This window comes from Kitasatospora sp. NEAU-CNBT7, from assembly GCF_057220535.1.
Genome location: NZ_JBXQQB010000008.1, coordinates 24,826 through 42,122 on the forward strand (window position 1 = coordinate 24,826; position 17,297 = coordinate 42,122).

General features: G+C 74.5%; 16 protein-coding genes. 14 read left to right on the top strand and 2 right to left on the bottom strand.

The features are described 5' to 3' along the window. Positions 1 to 3: 3 nt before the first annotated feature. From nuoK to AC2TEW_RS13180, 10 genes are all read left to right on the top strand, one after another. Positions 4 to 363 carry an NADH-quinone oxidoreductase subunit NuoK gene (nuoK, locus tag AC2TEW_RS13135; protein WP_484623541.1) on the top strand — a complete coding sequence of 120 codons (360 nt, stop codon included), beginning with the start codon at positions 4 to 6 and terminating at the stop codon, positions 361 to 363. Next, positions 360 to 2,390, top strand: a complete 2,031-nt coding sequence (locus AC2TEW_RS13140; protein ID WP_484623542.1) for an NADH-quinone oxidoreductase subunit 5 family protein — start codon at positions 360 to 362, stop codon at positions 2,388 to 2,390. The genes nuoK and AC2TEW_RS13140 overlap by 4 nt, the downstream gene beginning before the upstream one ends. Before the next feature lie 49 nt (positions 2,391 to 2,439). Then, positions 2,440 to 3,993 (top strand): complex I subunit 4 family protein, encoded by a 1,554-nt coding sequence (locus AC2TEW_RS13145; protein ID WP_484623543.1) that lies wholly within the window; start codon positions 2,440 to 2,442, stop codon positions 3,991 to 3,993. A gap of 48 nt (positions 3,994 to 4,041) precedes the next feature. Beyond that, positions 4,042 to 5,550, top strand: a complete 1,509-nt coding sequence (locus AC2TEW_RS13150; protein ID WP_484623544.1) for an NADH-quinone oxidoreductase subunit N — start codon at positions 4,042 to 4,044, stop codon at positions 5,548 to 5,550. 128 nt (positions 5,551 to 5,678) lie between these two features. Further along, positions 5,679 to 6,536, top strand: coding sequence for a zinc metalloprotease HtpX (gene htpX / locus AC2TEW_RS13155; RefSeq protein ID WP_484623545.1), 858 nt, complete (start codon positions 5,679 to 5,681; stop codon positions 6,534 to 6,536). Between the two features lie 138 nt (positions 6,537 to 6,674). Beyond that, complete coding sequence (gene ctaD / locus AC2TEW_RS13160) at positions 6,675 to 8,366, top strand: aa3-type cytochrome oxidase subunit I (protein ID WP_484623713.1); 1,692 nt, start codon at positions 6,675 to 6,677, stop codon at positions 8,364 to 8,366. A gap of 102 nt (positions 8,367 to 8,468) precedes the next feature. After that, positions 8,469 to 8,900: a YciI family protein gene (locus tag AC2TEW_RS13165; protein ID WP_484623546.1), complete on the top strand. Its 432-nt coding sequence runs from the start codon at positions 8,469 to 8,471 to the stop codon at positions 8,898 to 8,900. A gap of 137 nt (positions 8,901 to 9,037) precedes the next feature. Beyond that, positions 9,038 to 10,399 carry an RNA polymerase sigma factor gene (locus AC2TEW_RS13170; RefSeq protein ID WP_484623547.1) on the top strand — a complete coding sequence of 454 codons (1,362 nt, stop codon included), beginning with the start codon at positions 9,038 to 9,040 and terminating at the stop codon, positions 10,397 to 10,399. Positions 10,400 to 10,425: 26 nt separating this feature from the next. Continuing rightward, the gene (locus tag AC2TEW_RS13175) at positions 10,426 to 10,827 is read left to right on the top strand and encodes a YccF domain-containing protein (protein WP_484623548.1); all 402 of its coding nucleotides are present in this window, start codon (positions 10,426 to 10,428) and stop codon (positions 10,825 to 10,827) included. Between the two features lie 108 nt (positions 10,828 to 10,935). Continuing rightward, positions 10,936 to 11,841, top strand: coding sequence for a phytoene/squalene synthase family protein (locus AC2TEW_RS13180; protein WP_484623549.1), 906 nt, complete (start codon positions 10,936 to 10,938; stop codon positions 11,839 to 11,841). A 117-nt stretch (positions 11,842 to 11,958) separates the two neighbouring features. Here the strand turns inward: AC2TEW_RS13180 and AC2TEW_RS13185 are convergent, their stop codons facing one another. Next, the gene (locus tag AC2TEW_RS13185; protein ID WP_484623550.1) at positions 11,959 to 12,933 is read right to left on the bottom strand and encodes a LysR family transcriptional regulator; all 975 of its coding nucleotides are present in this window, start codon (positions 12,931 to 12,933) and stop codon (positions 11,959 to 11,961) included. A gap of 117 nt (positions 12,934 to 13,050) precedes the next feature. Between AC2TEW_RS13185 and AC2TEW_RS13190 the strand changes: the two genes are divergently transcribed. Further along, positions 13,051 to 13,875, top strand: a complete 825-nt coding sequence (locus tag AC2TEW_RS13190; RefSeq protein WP_484623551.1) for an SDR family oxidoreductase — start codon at positions 13,051 to 13,053, stop codon at positions 13,873 to 13,875. A gap of 177 nt (positions 13,876 to 14,052) precedes the next feature. Further along, positions 14,053 to 14,592 carry a YbaK/EbsC family protein gene (locus AC2TEW_RS13195; protein WP_484623552.1) on the top strand — a complete coding sequence of 180 codons (540 nt, stop codon included), beginning with the start codon at positions 14,053 to 14,055 and terminating at the stop codon, positions 14,590 to 14,592. Between the two features lie 52 nt (positions 14,593 to 14,644). Here the strand turns inward: AC2TEW_RS13195 and mug are convergent, their stop codons facing one another. Then, the gene (gene mug, locus AC2TEW_RS13200) at positions 14,645 to 15,229 is read right to left on the bottom strand and encodes a G/U mismatch-specific DNA glycosylase (protein ID WP_484623553.1); all 585 of its coding nucleotides are present in this window, start codon (positions 15,227 to 15,229) and stop codon (positions 14,645 to 14,647) included. A gap of 272 nt (positions 15,230 to 15,501) precedes the next feature. Between mug and AC2TEW_RS13205 the strand changes: the two genes are divergently transcribed. Together AC2TEW_RS13205 and AC2TEW_RS13210 are read left to right on the top strand one after the other, a co-directional pair. Then, the gene (locus AC2TEW_RS13205; protein ID WP_484623554.1) at positions 15,502 to 15,984 is read left to right on the top strand and encodes a hypothetical protein; all 483 of its coding nucleotides are present in this window, start codon (positions 15,502 to 15,504) and stop codon (positions 15,982 to 15,984) included. A 252-nt stretch (positions 15,985 to 16,236) separates the two neighbouring features. Then, the gene (locus AC2TEW_RS13210) at positions 16,237 to 16,950 is read left to right on the top strand and encodes a hypothetical protein (protein WP_484623555.1); all 714 of its coding nucleotides are present in this window, start codon (positions 16,237 to 16,239) and stop codon (positions 16,948 to 16,950) included. Positions 16,951 to 17,297: the final 347 nt, after the last annotated feature.

A 17,297-nucleotide genomic window follows, 5' to 3' on the forward strand; every position in this document is an offset into this window, starting at 1 on the left:
CCGATGCATCTCGCCTACCCCGTCGTCCTCGCCGCGCTGCTGTTCAGCGTCGGCGTCTACGGCGTGCTCGCCCGGCGCAACGTCGTCCTGGTGCTGATGTCCGTCGAGCTGATGCTCAACGCCGTCAACCTCAACCTGGTCGCCTTCGACGTCTGGCTGCGCGACACCCTGCACGCCGGCCAGGCGCTCACCCTGTTCACCATCACCATCGCCGCCGCCGAGATCGGCCTGGGCCTGGCGATCGTGCTGCTGGTCTTCCGCACCCGGCGGACCGCCGACATCGACCGGATCACCGCGCTCGGCGACCCGGCCGAGGCCGGTCCCGAGCCCGCCGAAGCCGAGCTGAAGGGCCAGGCCGAATGAACCTCGCGCTGCCCGTCCTCGTCCCCGTGCTGCCCGCCCTCGGCGCGGCCGCCATCCTGGCCACCGGCCGCCGCGCCCCCGGCTTCGCCCGGCCGCTGGCGATCCTGCCGGTCGCCGTCTCCGCGGTGCTCGCCCTGGTGGTCGCCGTCCAGCTGGGCACCGACGGGACGTTCGACGCCGCCACCCGGCTCGCCCCGACCAGCGGCCCCGGCATCTTCCTCTCCGTCCACCTGGACGGCTACAGCTCGCTGATCTCCGTGCTGGTCGGCCTGGTCGCCACCTGCGTCCAGGTCTACTCGACCGCGTACCTCGCGGAAGACCCGCGCTACCCCTCGTACGCGGCGCTGGTCTCGCTGTTCACCGCGGCGATGTTCCTGGTCGTCTACTCCGGCGACCTGATCATCCTGCTGGTCGGCTGGGAGGTGATGGGCATCTGCTCGTACTTCCTGATCGGCCACCACTGGGAGAGCGCCGACGCCCGCTCGGCCTCGCTGAAGGCCTTCCTGGTCACCAAGCTCGGCGACGTGCCGTTCCTGTTCGGCATCTTCCTGCTCGGCGCCGACGCCGGGACCTTCCGGATCGACGGCGTGCTCGCCGCCGCCGGCGAGGGCCGGCTCGGCCACCCCACCCTGACCGCGCTGCTGCTGCTGGCCGGCGTGGCCGGCAAGAGCGCCCAGTTCCCGCTGCACACCTGGCTCCCCGACGCGATGGCCGGCCCGACCCCGGTCTCCGCGCTGATCCACGCCGCCACCATGGTCGCCGCCGGCATCTACCTGGTCGCCCGGCTGCTGCCGGTCTTCCTGCTGTCCGGCGCCGCCCTGATGGTGCTGGCCGTGATGGCCGCCGTCACCATGGTCGGCTCGGCGCTGTGCGCGCTCGCCCAGGACGACCTCAAACGGGTGCTCGCCTACTCCACCGTCGGCCAGCTCGGCTACATGGCCGGCGCGCTGGCCTGCGGCGACCGTGAGGCGGCCGTGTTCCACCTGGTCAGCCACGGTGCGTTCAAGGCGCTGCTGTTCCTGGCCGCCGGCGTGGTGATCCACGCCGCGCACACCAACTCGGTCACCGCGATGTCCCGGATCCCGGGCCTGCGCCACCGCGTCCCCGACGCCTACTGGACGATGGGCATCGCCCTGGTCGCCCTGGTCGGCCTGCCGCCGTTCTCCGGCTTCTTCAGCAAGGAGGCGGTCTTCACCGCCGCCGAGCACGCCGCCGACGGCGACGCCCTCACCAACGGCCTCGGCCCCGCCTCCGCGGTCCCCGCCGCGGCCGGCTGGACCGTCCTGGTCTGCGCCGCCCTCACCGCGCTGCTCACCGCCGCCTACGCCACCCGGATGTGGCTGGTCGCCTTCCACGGCCGCGCCGCCGAGGGCGCCGCGCCCGCCACCCCCGGGCCGGTCACCCCCGAGCCGGGCGCGCCGTACTCGCCCGAACCGGACGAGGCCGACCCCACCCGGGACGAGCCGCCCGCGATGCGCTGGCCGCTGTGGGTGCTGGCGGTGCCGACCATGGGCTTCGGCCTGGCCGGCCTGCGCGGCGACTGGCTGCCCGCCCTGCTGGACGGCGGCTCGCTGCGGCCCTCCACCACCACCGCCGTGATCGCCACCGGGCTGGCGCTGGCCGGCATCCTGATCGCGTACGCCGCCTGGCGCACCGCCGCCGCCCGCCGCCCGGCCCAGGCCGCCGCCGACCGGGTGCCCGAGCAGGCCGGCCCGCCCGCGATCGAGCAGCTGCCCGCCGACCCGGGCCGCCTCCTGCTCGGCCCGCTGTACGGGCCCGCGCAGCAGGGCTTCGGCGTCGACCGGCTGTACAGCGCGGTGTTCGTCCGCCCGACCGCGGCCGCCGCCAGGCTGGTCCGCTTCCTGGACCGCGAGGTCATCGAGACCTACGTCCGGGGCGCGGGCACCGGCACCAACCTGCTCGGGTGGCTGGTCCGGCGGACCCAGACCGGCAACGCCCAGACCTACCTCAGCGCCCTGCTCGCGGGCGCCGTCCTGCTCGCCGTCCTGGTGGCGGTCGGCTCATGACCTCCCGCCCGATCCCCCGTCAGTCCGCGGCACGAAACCGGAGCACCCGATGAACGCGGTCCTCATCGCCCTCCTGCTGCTGCCGCTGCTCGGCGCCGCCGCCACCCTGGTCCCGTTCGGCGCCGACCCGGCGGCCGACGGCCGGCGCGCCCTGCGGTTCGGCGTCGGCGTCACCGGCGCGGTGCTGGCGCTCACCGTCGCACTGGCGGCCGGCTTCGACCACGACCACCCGGCCCGGATGCAGGCCGTCACCGACACCGACTGGATCCCCGCCATCGGCGTGCGCCTCCACCTCGGCGTCGACGGCATCTCGCTGCCGCTGATCGTGCTGACCGCGCTGCTCACCCTGCTCTGCGCGGTCTACTCCACCAAGCGCCTGCCCGGCGGCGACGGCATCCCCGGCGCCCGCGCCTTCACCGGCCTGCTGCTCCTGCTGGAGACCGGCATGCTGGCCACCTTCGCCGTGCTCGACCTGGTGCTGTTCTTCCTGGCCTTCGAGATCGTGCTGATCCCGATGTACTTCCTGATCGCCCGCTGGGGCAGCGGCCGCAAGGTCCCCTCGGCCAACCGCTTCATCCTGTACACCCTGCTCGGCTCGGCCGTGATGCTGCTCGGCTTCCTGCTGATCGGCGTCAACGCCGGCACCTTCGACATGACCCGGCTCGCCGACGCCCACGGCAGTGGCCTCACCCACACCACCCAGGTGATCGCCGCCCTCGCCATCCTGCTCGGCCTCGCCGTCAAGGCACCCGCCTGGCCGCTGCACAGCTGGCTGCCGGACGCGCACACCGCCGCCCCCACCGTCGGCTCGGTGCTGCTGGCCGGCGTCCTGCTGAAGATGGGCACCTACGGCCTGGTCCGGATCCTGCTGCCGATCGTGCCGCAGGGCGCCGCCACCTTCGCCCCCTACCTGGGCGCGTTCGCCGCCGTCGGCATCGTCTACGGCTCACTGGCCTGCCTGGCGCTGGCCCGCCCCGGCGCCAAGGGCGACCTCAAGCGCCTGATCGCCTACTCCTCGGTGGGCCACATGGGCTTCGTGCTGCTGGGCATCGCCTCGCTCACCCAGTCCGGCGTCAACGGCGCGCTGTTCGCCAACATCGGCCACGGCCTGATCACCGGCCTGCTGTTCTTCCTGGTCGGCGCCGTCAAGGACCGCTACGGCACCGCCGACCTGGACACCCTCTCCGGCGCTACCGGCGCCGCCCTGTACGGACGGGCCCCCAGGATCGGCGCGCTGCTCGCCTTCGCCGCCGTCGCCAGCCTCGGCCTGCCCGGCCTGGCCGGCTTCTGGGGCGAGCTGCTCGCCATGTACGGCGCCTTCGACCCGGCCGCCGGACTCTCCCGCCCCGCCTTCCTCACCTACCTGGTGCTGGCCGGCCTCGGCACCCTGCTGACCGCCGGCTACCTGCTGGTCGTGGTCAAGCGGGTCTGCATGGGCGACCCGGAGCAGCCCGCGCCGGTCGCCGAGCTGCCCGACCTCAAGCCGTACGAGGCCGTCAGCTGGACCCCGCTGGCCGCGCTCACCCTGCTCGCCGGCCTGTGGCCGGCGCTGCTGCTGAGCCTGTCCGACCCGGCCGTCAAGCACCTGCTCGGGGGTGGCTGACCCGTGCTCAGCCACCCGACCGGCACTCACCTCCTGGGGCAGCCCGCCATGAGCACACTCGCCGTCACCGACCCGGGCGGCCTGATCCAGTCCGTCGACTGGGTGGCCATCGCGCCGCCGCTGGTCGCCGCGCTCGGCGGCCTGGCCGTGCTGCTGGCCGACCTGCTGCTGCCCGCCCGCAGCCGCAAGGCGCTCGGGTGGATCGCCGTCGGCGCCCTGGTGCTGGCCCTGGCCGCGCTGCTCCCGCTCACCCGGGGCACCGCCCGGACCACCTTCTGCCTGCCCGGCGGGGGCGGCTGCTCGTACGTCGCCGACCACTTCGCGCTGGCCTTCCAGCTGCTCGCGCTCGGCGGCGCGCTGCTCGCCGCGCTGCTGTCGCTGCACACCGTGGACGAGGAGAAGCTGCCCGGCGGCGAGTACTGGTTCCTGCTGCTGTCCAGCGCGAGCGGCGCCGCCCTGCTGCCCGCCGCCCGCGACCTGGCGACCCTGGTCATCGCGCTGGAGGTGGCCTCGCTGCCCGCCTTCGCACTGGTGGGCCTGCGGCGGGACGGCCGCGGCGCGGAGAGCGCGCTGAAGTTCTTCCTCTCCTCGGTCACCGCCACCGCCGTGATGCTGCTCGGCGTCAGCTTCGTCTACGCCGCCACCGGTTCGGTCCACCTCACCGCCGTCGCCGACGGCCTGGCCCACGCCCCCGGACAGCTCAAGCCGCTGGCCGAGGCCGGCGCCGTGCTCACCCTGGTCGGCTTCGCGTTCAAGGTCGCCGCCGTCCCGTTCCACTTCTGGGTGCCCGACACCTACACCGGCGCCCCGCTGCCGGTGGCCGGCTACCTCTCGGTGGTCGGCAAGGCCTCCGGCCTGTCCGGCCTCGCCCTGGTCGCCACCCTGGGCTTCCGCCCGTACGGCCACACCTGGGGCCTGGCGCTCGCGGTGCTGGCCGCGCTCACCATGACGGTGGGCAACGCCGGGGCGCTGCGCCAGCGCTTCGACACCGGGCACAGCGCGGTCCGGCTGCTCGCCTGGTCCTCGGTCGGCCAGGCCGGCTACCTGCTGGTCCCGGTGGCCGCCGCCGGGTACGCCGGGACGGGTGACCCGCTCGGCGCGACGGTGGCCTACGCGCTGATCTACGGCCTGGTCAACCTCGGTGCCTTCGGCGTGGTCGCGGTGGTCCAGCGCTCCGGCGGCACCCGGGTGGACGACCACCGCGGGCTGTTCGCCCGGAACCGCTGGAGCGCGCTGGCGCTGGCGTTCTTCCTGCTCTGCCTGGCCGGCCTGCCGCCCGGCGTGATCGGCCTGTTCGGCAAGGTGGTGGTCTTCCGGGCCGCCGTCGACGCCGGGCTCGGCTGGCTCGCCGTGGTGATGGCCGCCAACGTGGCGGTCGCGCTGTACTACTACCTGCTGTGGACGGCCCGGCTGTTCGCGCCCGCCGAGGGCGCCGCCGAGTCCCGCCGGGTGCCGGCGCCGCTGGCCGCCACCCTGGGGCTGGCGGCGGCCGGTGCGGCCGTGCTGTCCGTCGCCCCGCAGCTGGTGCTCCAGGTGGTCTCCGGCAGCCTGTTCTGACCTGCCCGCCCGGCCCGCGGCCGGTAGCGTCCGACACACAGGGGAACGAACCCGGCCCGCCCTGCCGTTGAGCTGGGCAGAGGGCTGGGACGGACGGCTTCCCACGCGCACCACATGGAGGGTCTGCCGTGCACCGCGGGCACAACGGGTTGAGGACGGCCGTACTGCTGGGCGGCCTGTCCGCGCTGATCCTGGTGATCGGCAGCTTCTTCGGACGCACCGGCCTCCTGGTGGCCCTGGTGGTCGCGATCGGCACCAACGCGTACGCCTACTGGAACAGCGACAAGCTGGCGCTGCGGGCCATGCGGGCCCGGCCGGTCAGCGAGATCGAGGCGCCGCAGCTGTACCGGATCGTCCGCGAGCTGTCCACGGCCGCGCGGCAGCCGATGCCGCGGCTCTACATCTCGCCGACCCCGGCGCCGAACGCCTTCGCCACCGGCCGCAACCCGCGCAACGCCGCGGTCTGCTGCACCGACGGCATCCTGCAGCTGCTGGACGAGCGGGAGCTGCGCGGCGTGCTCGGGCACGAGCTGAGCCACGTCTACAACCGGGACATCCTGATCTCTTCGGTGGCCGGCGCGCTGGCCTCGGTGATCATGTTCCTGGTGAACTTCGCCTGGCTGATCCCGGTCGGCCGCAGCGAGGACGACGACGGGCCCGGCCTGATCGGGATGCTGCTGATCGCGATCCTCGGGCCGCTGGCCGCGGGGCTGATCCAGATGGCCGTCAGCCGCTCCCGGGAGTACCAGGCCGACGCCGACGGCGCCCGGATCACCGGTGACCCGCTGGCCTTGGCGAGCGCCCTGCGCAAGCTCGACGCGGGCACCCAGCGGCTGCCGCTGCCGCCCGAGCCGCAGCTGCAGACGGCCAGTCACATGATGATCGCCAACCCGTTCCGCCCCGGCGAGTTCGGCGCCCGGCTGTTCTCCACCCACCCGCCGATGCGCGAGCGGATCGCCCGGCTGGAGCAGATGGCCGGGCGGTAGTCCACCGGTCCCGGGGCCCGGGGCCTGTCCGGGGGACGCGCCCGGCGTGGCTCGGTGCCGGCCCGGGCGGGGCTGGTAGTGCTAGGTGCACCCGCCCTCGGAAGGTGCCCAGCCGTGACGATGCTGCCCCAGGACGACCTGTCGGCCCCGCCCCGCCCACCCCGGCGGCCCGGGCTCACGGCGCGCCGCAGGCGGCGGGGCCGGGCCCTGGTGGGGTGGCTGACCACCACCGATCACAAGCAGATCGGCACCCTGTACATGGCCACCTCGTTCGGCTTCTTCCTGGTCGGCGGGGTGCTGGCGCTGGTGATGCGGGCCGAGCTGGCCCGCCCGGGGACGCAGATCCTGTCGAACGAGCAGTTCAACCAGGCGTTCACCATGCACGGCACGATCATGCTGCTGATGTTCGCCACCCCGCTGTTCGCGGGCTTCGCCAACTGGTTCATGCCGCTGCAGATCGGCGCGCCGGACGTGGCCTTCCCCCGGCTGAACGCGCTGGCGTACTGGTTCTACCTGTTCGGCTCGCTGATCGCGGTGGGCGGCTTCCTCACCCCGGACGGCGCCGCGGACTTCGGCTGGTTCGCCTACGTGCCGCTGTCCGGGATCCAGCACAGTCCGGGCGTCGGCGGCGACATGTGGATCATGGGGCTGGCCTTCTCCGGCTTCGGCACCATCCTCGGCTCGGTCAACTTCATCACCACCATCGTCTGCCTGCGCGCCCCCGGCATGACGATGTTCCGGATGTCGATCTTCGTCTGGAACATCCTGTTCACCAGCATCCTGGTGCTGTTCGCCTTCCCGGTGCTGGCCGCCGCCCTGCTGGTGCTGGAGGCCGACCGCAAGTTCGGCGCCCTCGTCTTCGACCCGGCCAACGGCGGGGTGATGCTCTGGCAGCACCTGTTCTGGTTCTTCGGCCACCCCGAGGTGTACATCATCGCGCTGCCGTTCTTCGGCATCGTCACCGAGATCATCCCGGTCTTCAGCCGCAAACCGACCTTCGGCTACACCGGCCTGATCGCCGCCACCATCGCGATCACCGGCCTGTCGGTCACCGTCTGGGCGCACCACATGTTCGTCACCGGCCAGGTCCTGCTGCCGTTCTTCTCCTTCATGACCCTGCTGATCGCGGTCCCGACCGGGGTGAAGTTCTTCAACTGGATCGGCACCATGTGGCGCGGCTCGCTCAGCTTCGAGACCCCGATGCTCTGGACCATCGGCTTCCTGGTCACCTTCCTGTTCGGCGGCCTCACCGGGGTGCTGCTGGCGTCCCCGCCGATCGACTTCCACGTCTCGGACAGCTACTTCGTGGTCGCCCACTTCCACTACGTGGTCTTCGGCACCGTGGTCTTCGCGATGTTCGCCGGCTTCTACTTCTGGTGGCCGAAGATGACCGGCAAGATGCTGGACGAACGCCTCGGGATCATCCACTTCTGGACGCTCTTCGTCGGCTTCCACACCACCTTCCTGGTCCAGCACTGGCTGGGCGCCGAAGGCATGCCCCGCCGCTACGCCGACTACCTCGCCTCGGACGGCTTCACCACCCTGAACACCGTCTCCACCATCGGCTCCTTCCTGCTCGGCCTGTCCACCCTGCCGTTCCTCTACAACGTCCTGCTCACCCAGCGGCACGCCGCCAAGGTCACCGTGGACGACCCGTGGGGCTACGGCCGCTCGCTGGAGTGGGCGACCTCCTGCCCGCCGCCCCGGCACAACTTCGTCACCCTGCCGCGGATCCGCTCCGAATCACCCGCCTTCGACCTGCACCACCCCGATGTCGCGGAGTACGACCGGCTGACCAACACCGGCGAGCCGGCGCCGGAGAAGAAATAGCGAAGAAGTCGCCCGGACCCGTCGATCCGGCCCCCGCCCGTTCGACGTACGGGGTGAAGGCACCCGAGCGGGCCCGCCGCCCGCCGAAGGACGGAGAAGACGATGCGATTCATGATGCTGGTCAAGGCCAACGCCGACTCCGAGGCCGGCGTACTGCCGACCTCCGAGGCCATCGCCGAGATGGGCCGTTTCAACGACGAGCTGATCAGGGCGGGGGTGCTGCTCGCCGCCGAGGGCCTGCACTCCAGCGCCAAGGGCGTCCGGCTGACCTACACCGACGGGGGCAAGCCCACCGTCACCGACGGGCCGTTCGCCGAGACCAAGGAACTGCTGGCCGGCTTCTGGCTGATCGACGTCAGCTCGCTGGAGGAGGCCGTCGAGTGGGCCTCCCGGGCGCCCTTCCCGGGCGGTGAGACGCTGGAGATCCGCCGGGTCTTCGAGGCCGAGGACTTCCCGGCGGACGCGGTCTCCCAGGAGGCCCTGGAGAAGGAGCAGGCCTGGCGGGACGCCAACCAGCGGCCGATCCAGGCCTGACCCGCGGTTCCACGGGCGTCCGGGGCCGAAAGCTGCTCTGATGGAGGGCTGTGACGGCCTCGGACACCCCCGGACCCGGCAGCCCCGGACCCGGCGGCCACGCATCGGACCCCGCATCGGACTCCGCGGAGGGCCCGGTGCCCGGCGCGCCCGTACCGCCCGTACCTGATGCGCCGCCACCCGGAGCCCGGCGGGCCGCCGACCGGGCCGCCGACCGGGCGGTCGACGCGGTCTGGCGGATCGAGTCGGGCCGGATCACCGCCGTGCTGGCCCGGCTGGTCGGCGACTTCTCCGCCGCCGAGGAGCTGGCCCAGGATGCCCTGGTCGCCGCCCTCGAACAGTGGCCGCGGACCGGCGTCCCGGCCAACCCGGGCGCCTGGCTCATGGCCACCGCCCGCCACCGCGCGATCGACCTGATCCGCCGCGAGCAGCGGTACGCCCGCAAGCTCGCCCAGCTCGGCCGGGAACTCGGCGACGAGCCCCACCCCGGCCCCGAGGAGCTGGCCGGACCCCTCGGCGAGGACGTCCAGGACGACCTGCTGCGGCTGGTCTTCACCGCCTGCCACCCGGTGCTCTCCGCCGAGGCCCGAGCCGCGCTCACCCTCCGGGTGCTCGGCGGCCTGCGGACGGACGAGATCGCCCGCGCCTTCCTCACCTCCGAGGCCACCGTCGCCCAGCGCATCGTCCGCGCCAAACGGACCCTCGCCGGGGCGGGCGTGCCGTACGAGGTGCCGGAGGGCCACGAGCTGGCCGCCCGGCTCGGCCCGGTGCTGGAGGTGATCTACCTGATCTTCAACGAGGGGTACGCCGCCACCGCCGGGGACGACTGGATGCGGCCCGCCCTGTGCGAGGAGGCGATGCGGCTCGGCCGGGTACTGGCCGGGCTGATGGGCGAGGAGGCCGAGGTGCACGGCCTGGTCGCGCTGATGGAACTGCAGGCCTCCCGGTCGGCCGCCAGGACCGGGCCCGGCGGTGAACCCGTGCTGCTGCTCGACCAGGACCGCGGGCGCTGGGACCAGTTGCTCGTCCACCGCGGCCTGGCCGCACTGGACCGGGCCTGGGGACTGGCGAGCCCGCCCGGCCCGTACACCCTGCAGGCGGCCATCGCGGCCTGCCACGCCCGCGCCAGGGTGGCCGGGGACACCGACTGGGTGCGGATCGCCGCGCTGTACACCGCACTCGCCGAGCGGGCCCCCTCGCCGGTGGTGGAGCTCAACCGGGCGGTGGCGCTGGGGATGGCCTTCGGCCCCGCGGCTGGCCTGGAGCTGGCCGACCGGCTCCTGGACGAGCCCGCGCTGACCTCCTACCACCTGCTGCCCACGGTCCGCGGCGACCTGCTGGCCCGGCTCGGCCGGCCCGCCGAGGCCGCCGCGGAGTTCGAACGGGCGGCCGCCCTCACCCGCAACGCCCGCGAGCGCGCCGTCCTGCTCGCCCGGGCCGCCGCCGGCGCCCGGGACGCACGAGCCCGGGGCGGAGGTGGCGACGACGCCGTGCCATGAGGCCGGGCCCGTGGGAGGCTTGGACCATGAAGGTGCTGGAGACCGTTCTCAACGTCCTGTGGCTGGTTTTCTGCGGCATCTGGATGGCCATCGCGTACGCAGTCGCAGGGATCATCTGTTTCATCCTGATCATCACGATTCCCTTTGGCATCGCCAGCTTCCGCATCGCCGGATACGTCCTGTGGCCGTTCGGGCGCTCGACGGTGGTGCGGGCGGACGCGGGCGCGGCCTCGTGCGTCGGGAACGTGATCTGGCTGGTGTTCGCGGGCTGGTGGCTGGCGCTGGCGCACATCGCGACCAGCATCCCGCTGTTCCTGTCGATCATCGGGATCCCGTTCGGCTGGGCGAACCTGAAGATGATCCCGATCTCGCTGATGCCGCTGGGCCGCGAGATCGTCCCCTCGGACCAGCGGTTCGCCGGCTGGTGACCGAGGTGTAGGCGGCCCGGGGCACCCCGGCCGGGATCGGTACCGTGGGCGGCGTCCGAACGGGCGCCCTCCCCGAGGTCCGCCCCGACCCCGAGGAGACCCACCACCTTGCCCAGCTGGCGCACCACCCTGACCGCCGCAGACATCGACGGCGCCGGGCTGCGCGCGGACTACACGGCCGCCGCCCGGCGGGTCCTGCGCCGCGAGCAGGCCCCCTATCTCGCGCTGCGGCTGCTGGCCGCGCCGCCGCTGGTCCCGTACCTGGCGGCCGGCCTGGCGTTCATGAACCTGGTGGACGACACCGCCGAGACCGGCACACCCGAGCAGCGCGCCGAGGGCCTGCGGGCGCTGACCGCGCGGGTCGGGGAGGCACTGGACTCCGGGCGCAGCGACGACCCGGTGCTGCGGGCGTACGCCCACGCGGTGACGGTCCGTGGGCTGCCGGCGCACTGGGTGTCGGACTTCCTCGCGGGCGCGGCCACCGCCGAGGCCGACTTCGCCGGATTCGGTACCGAGCAGGACTTCGAGGCCTACCTGGACGCCTACGCCTGGCCGGGCGTGGTGGTCTTCACCGGCCTCCAGTACCGGGGCGGGCCGGACCCGGAGGCCGCCGCCGGGTGGCGGCGGTTCGTCGCCGCCGCCCAGCGGGTGGACTTCCTCGCCGACCTGGCCGGGGACCTCGCCGACGGCCGGCTGTGCATCCCGCGCGAGCGCCTCGCCGAGCACGGGGTGACCCGCGCCGAGCTGGAACGGGCCCAGGACGGCCCGGCGGTCCGGGCGCTCCTCGCCGACCAGTGCGGACGCGCCCGCGCCGCCCTGACGGCGGCCGCCGACGTGGTCCAGCTCGCCGACCCGGGACTGCGGGCGGTCGGCCGGATGATGACGGAGCTGATGGCGCACCAGCTGACGGCCGTCGAACGGGCCGGGGCGGGCGCGCTGCGCAAGGACGTCGGCTACGGGCTGCTGGCCCCGCTGCGGATCCTGGCCCGGGCCCGCCGCACCAGGACGGCCTGACGGCCCGTGACGGCCCGTGGGGCGCCTGCGGACGCGCGCTGCGGCCGGGTGCCGGTCCGAGTGCCGGGCCGGATGCCGGTCCGGGGGCCGCGCGGAGGGTCGCCAGGACGGCCTGCGCTACGTCTGGTCCGACGGGCGCTCCACCGGGCTCTCCACCGGCTGCTCCGATGGCCGCTCCGATGGCCGCTCCGCCGGTCGCTCCGGCAGGTACCGGCCGGCGGGCAGGACCCGGATCTCCCGGGCGAGCAGCTCGGCGAAGGCCGTGGTGAGCCGGTCGGGCCTGGTCCGGGTGTAGGCGGTCAGGGTCCGCCGTACCGGGGGCTCGGGGCGCAGCACCAGGCCGTCGAAGTCCGGCGGGAGCACGTTGGCCGGGACCAGGGCGGCTCCGAGCCCGGCGGCGGCGAGCAGCGGGGCGGCGGCGGTCTGCTCGGTGCGGACCGCGACCCGGGGCCGGAACCCGGCGGCCGCACAGGCCTGGTCCAGCACCTCGGCGAGCCCGTTGCCCGGCGCGTAGTGGACCCAGTCCCGCTCGGACAGCTCGCCGAGCGGCACGGTCGGCCCGGCGGTCTCCTCGCCCGGCGGCAGTACCACCACGAACTCCTCGACCCCGAGGTCCCGTACCGGCCCGTCCCAGTCCGTCGGCGCCGGACCGACCGCCAGGTCGCCCTGCCCGGCCGCCATCGCGGCCTGCAAGCGGTCGGCGTGCGGATACTCGCGCAGGCGGATCCGCACCCCCGGGTGGTGCTGCCGCCAGCTGCGCAGCACCGCGGGGAGCGGGCCGAGGCTGACCGAGTACACGGTGGCGAGTTCGAGTTCGCCCTGGTCCAGCCCGGCGACCCGGCGGGCGGCCGACCGCAGCCGTTCGGCGTCGAGCAGGGCGGCGCGGGCGTGCGGCAGGACCGCGCGCCCGGTCGGGGTGAGCCCCACCGAGCGCGGCAGACGCTCCAGCAGGGCGCCGCCGACGCTGCGTTCGAGGGCCCGGATCTGGTGCGAGAGGGCGGGCTGGGTGACGTGCAGCAGCTCGGCGGCCTTGGTGAAGGAGCCGGTGTCGACCACGGTGACCAGGTATTCGAGCTGCCGGAGAGTAGCCATGCAAAGATTTTATGGTTGGGGGAGGAAACGTGCCTTGGACGTATGGCCCCTGGTCGGCGGAGGGTCGGGGTGACCGTTCCACCGGGCACCGCCCGCCGTCCGAGGAGTCCCTCCGCCATGTCCGAGCCCCGCACCACCCCCATTGCTCCGACCGCCGTCGCCCCGACCGCGGTCACCACCGCTCCGGCCACCTCTGCTCCGGCCACCTCTGCTCCGGCGGGCGCCGCGCTCCCGCTGGCCGGCCGCCGGGTCGTCGTGATCGGAGCCGGCGCGCACACCGGCCGCCGGCTGGCGATCACCGCCTCGGCGGCCGGCGCCGACCTGGTCCTGGCCGGCCCCGACCCGCGGAAGCTGGAGTGGACCGCCGGTGAGCTGGCCGGCCGGGCCGAGGTGGTCCCGGTGGACCTCGCCGACGAAGCGTCGATCGCCGCCCTGGCCACCGCCGTCGGCGGCTTCGACCACCTGGTCTCCACGGCCGCGATGCCCGCCAACGGCCCGCTGGCCGCTCTGGCGGCGGACGACGTCCGGCGTGCCTTCGACGCCAAGGTGATCGGCCCGCTGCTGCTCGCCAAGCACCTGGCCGGGCAGGCGGCGGCGGGCGGCTCGTTCACCTTCTTCTCCGGCGTCGCCGCCTGGCGTCCGGCCCCCGCCCGTACGGTGATGGCCACCACCAACGGCGCGCTCGCCTTCCTGGTGCAGGCGCTCGCCGTGGAGATCGCGCCGGTCCGGGTCAACGCGGTCTCGCCGGGCATCGTCGACACCGGCGCCTGGGACGGGCTGGGCGCCGAGAAGGCGGCCTTCCTGCGCGGCGTCGCCGAGCGCAACCCGGCCCGCCGGGTCGGCTCGGTGGACGACCTGGTGCAGGCGGTGCTGTTCGCGATGGGCAACCCGTACGTCACCGGCACGGTGCTGCACGTGGACGGCGGCGGGCGGCTGGTCTGACGGGCGGGTGGCCGGTCCATCGGACGGGCGGACGGGCGGGGCGGGTGGCCGGTCGGGCGGGTGCGGTGGGCCGGAACCGCGGCGCGGGGCGGAACCGCGGTGCGGGGCGGGCGCCGACTCTGCGAGCATGCGGGGCGTTGGCCCACCGTCCCTGCGACCCCTCCCGGGAGCCGATCCGTGACCGCTGACCTGCCACCCCGATCCCGTGTGGTCGCCGAAGCGCTGGCCGCCGCCGGGATCGCCCCCGCGATCCGGGAACTGCCCGACTCGGCCCGGACCGCCCCCCAGGCGGCCGCCGCGCTGGGCTGCCCGGTCGCGTCCATCGCCAACAGCCTGGTCTTCGTCCACGACGGCGCGCCGCTGCTGGTGATGACCAGCGGCGGCCACCAGGTGGACACCGGCTTCCTGGCCGGGCAGTTGGGCGGCGGCCCGGTCGTGCGGGCCACCGCCCGTCAGGTCCGGGAGGCCACCGGCCAGGCGATCGGCGGGGTCGCGCCGACCGGGCACCCGGCGCCGCTGCGGACCGTGGTGGACACCGCGCTGGCCGGGTTCCCGCAGCTCTGGGCCGCCGCGGGCACGCCGCACACCGTGGTGCCGATGACGTACGAGGAACTGGTCAGGCTCACCTCGGGCACCCCGCTGGCGGTCGAGCCCGGCACCCCGGAGGAGGGCTTCGGCGGAACCCCGGGCCGGGTCCCGGGCCCGGCCGGCGGCTGACCCGCCGTCACTGCGCCGCCCTGGCGGTCGCCGACGTCGTCGGGGCCGGACGTCAGGCGCCGGCGGACCCGGGCGGCGGTCCGTCGGAGACCGCCGCGCGCAGCGCCCGGAACTCGTCCGCGATGGCCTCCAGCGAGTAGTGCGCGTTCAGCCCGCTGGGGTTGGGCAGCACCCAGACACGGGTCTCGCCGATGGTGTGCTCCTGCGGGCCGACCGCCGCCTTCGGCCGCCCGAAGGCCGTCCGGTACGCGCCCACCCCGAGTACCGCCAGTGCCCGCGGACGCAACCGCTCCACCCGCTCGACCAGCGCCGCGCCGCCCTCCCGGTACTCCTCGGGCGTCAGCTCGGCCGCCTTGGCGGTCGTCCGGGCGACCACGTTGGTGATGCCGAGGCCGAGCGGGATCAGCTCCTGCTGCTCGTCCGGCCCGAAGCGGCGGGGCGTGAAGCCGGACAGGTGCAGTGCGGGCCAGAACCGGTTCCCCGGCCGGGCGAAGTGCCGGCCGGTCGCGCCGGACCACAGGCCCGGGTTGATGCCGCAGAACAGCACCCGCAGGCCGGGTGCGGCCACGTCCGGGATGGTGGCGTCCTGGGCGGCGACCAGTTCCTCGGGGGTGGGGCGGTGCGCGGTCCTCGTCATCCGCCCCACTCTGCCGCATCGCCGCGCACCGTGTCCCGTGAGGTCCGGAAGTACCCAGGGGCCCGGCCCGGGGCTGTCCGGGGCTGTCCCGGGGCTGTCCCGGGGTTGTCCGGGACCCGGGGCACGCCACCCCCACCCGGGCACGCCATTCGGCGCGCCACTGCGCCCGCCACCGGCGTGCGTATCCGGTGGGGCGCCGGCCGCCCACCCTGATGGCTAGCCAGTTCGATTAATCTGCTGACCCGGGCGCGCCCGATGCGGAGAATGATGAGATGTCATACGAACTCAACGCGCTGGCGGCCACCGCCGAACTGCTCAACGTGGTGGCGGCGGAGGTCCCGGTCGCGCGGGTCGTGCGACTGGAGCAAGGACTGGCGCTGATCCCGATGACGGACCGACTGCACGCAGCCCTGCACCAGCCCGCCGCAGCCGGGCAGCCGGGTTTCAGCTACTTCCCCGGCGGCCTGGTCCGCCGTCTCGAGGCCTGGTCCCAGTCGTCCCCGATCGCCTACCTGGAGGCGGCCTACTTCGGCGGCGAGGGCAGCCAGAGCGCGGCGGTCTGGGTGGACGGCCGGCTGACCCTGGGCCCACTGCACCTCGCCGAGGACGGACCCGACCCCGACGACGGCACCCCGATCTCGCAGGCGCTGCGCCGGCTCGGCGCCCGCCGCGACCCGGGGCGGGACGAGTTCGAGACGGTCGGCCTCGGTCGCCGCCGTGACATCGAGGACTGGATCGCCGCCGCCGGCGGCTGACCCGACCCGCCGCAGGGCCCGCGGCCGGGCCCGCAGCCGCAGGGCTGGATGCCGGACCTGCCACCGGACCGGTTGTCGGACCCGCTACCGGACCTGCCGCCGGACCAGCTGTCGGCCGGTGGAGCGGCGTGCGCTGTGCCTACGAAGCGTCACGCACCGTTCGGCCGACAAGCGGTGGCCGGTCCCGGAGAGGTGTCCCAACGTGTGCTTCAGGCGAATGCCTGAACCCCACCGAAAGGAAACAGCTCTCCCATGCGTGCCTCCTGGACGGCCGCCGTCCTGACTGCGGCGGTGGGCCTCACCGCAGTAGCCCCGGCGACCGTCGACCTCGCGTACGGGGCCGACGCCTCCACCGCGACCGCCCCTCGTACCGCCGCCGTCGCCCCGGCGACCGCCCCGCTCCCCGCCGCTGTCCCCGCCCCGCTCCCCGCGGCCCTCCGGGCGTCCGACCCGGCGGCCACCACCCGGGATGCGCTCGGCGCCATCGGCGACCTCCTGAACCTGGTCAACAGCATCCTCTCGCTGGCCACCTCGGCCACCGACCTGCTCGACCCGGCCGCGCTGCAGAAGAAGGTCGACGAGCTGACCAGCGCCATCACCGGCCTGCTCGGCTCGCTGCCCGCGGTGCCGACCCTGCCCACGACCCCGGCGCCGCCGGTCGACCTGCCGGTCCCGGTGCCCTCCCCGGCGGCCGTGACCGGGCAGACCGTCCAGGTCATGCCGGCCCCGGCGGTCGGCAAGCCCGCGGACCTGATGAAGAAGGTCCAGGACGACGTCACCGCCCTGACCGACGCGGCCACCCGCCCGGCCAACCGCCCGGCCGTCCGGCCGGCGCCCGGCGCGGCGGCGGACGCCAAGGCCGGGACGGACCGGGAAGCGGTGCGCGGGGCGGCGGCCACCCTCACCGCCGACGCCCTCGCGGCGGCCGTCGCCGCAGGTACGACCGCGCTCCGTACCTCCGGCTGACCCGCCCGCCCGGCCGGACACGCCGCAGGGGCACATCGCCGAGTCACTGCTCGGTGGTGTGCCCCTGCGGCGTGCGGGGGTGCTGGCCCCCGGCGGCCCTCCTGGGCCGGAAAGCAGGCGTTCGCGCAGGCGCCATTCTCTGCTCGCATGTGCCCTGGATGTGCCCTCGTTCTGCACCTGTTTTCAGTGCTGTGCATCGAGGGCCCGGCCACTGTAGCGGCAGGTCAGCCAGCGACGGGCGGGCCGTTGCTGCTGCGATCGTCGAGGACGAGGTGGGGCCGCTGCAGGTGCTCGTCGCTGCCGTCCTTGATGCCCGATCGGGTGCCGCCCAGAGAAAGTCGCTCCCT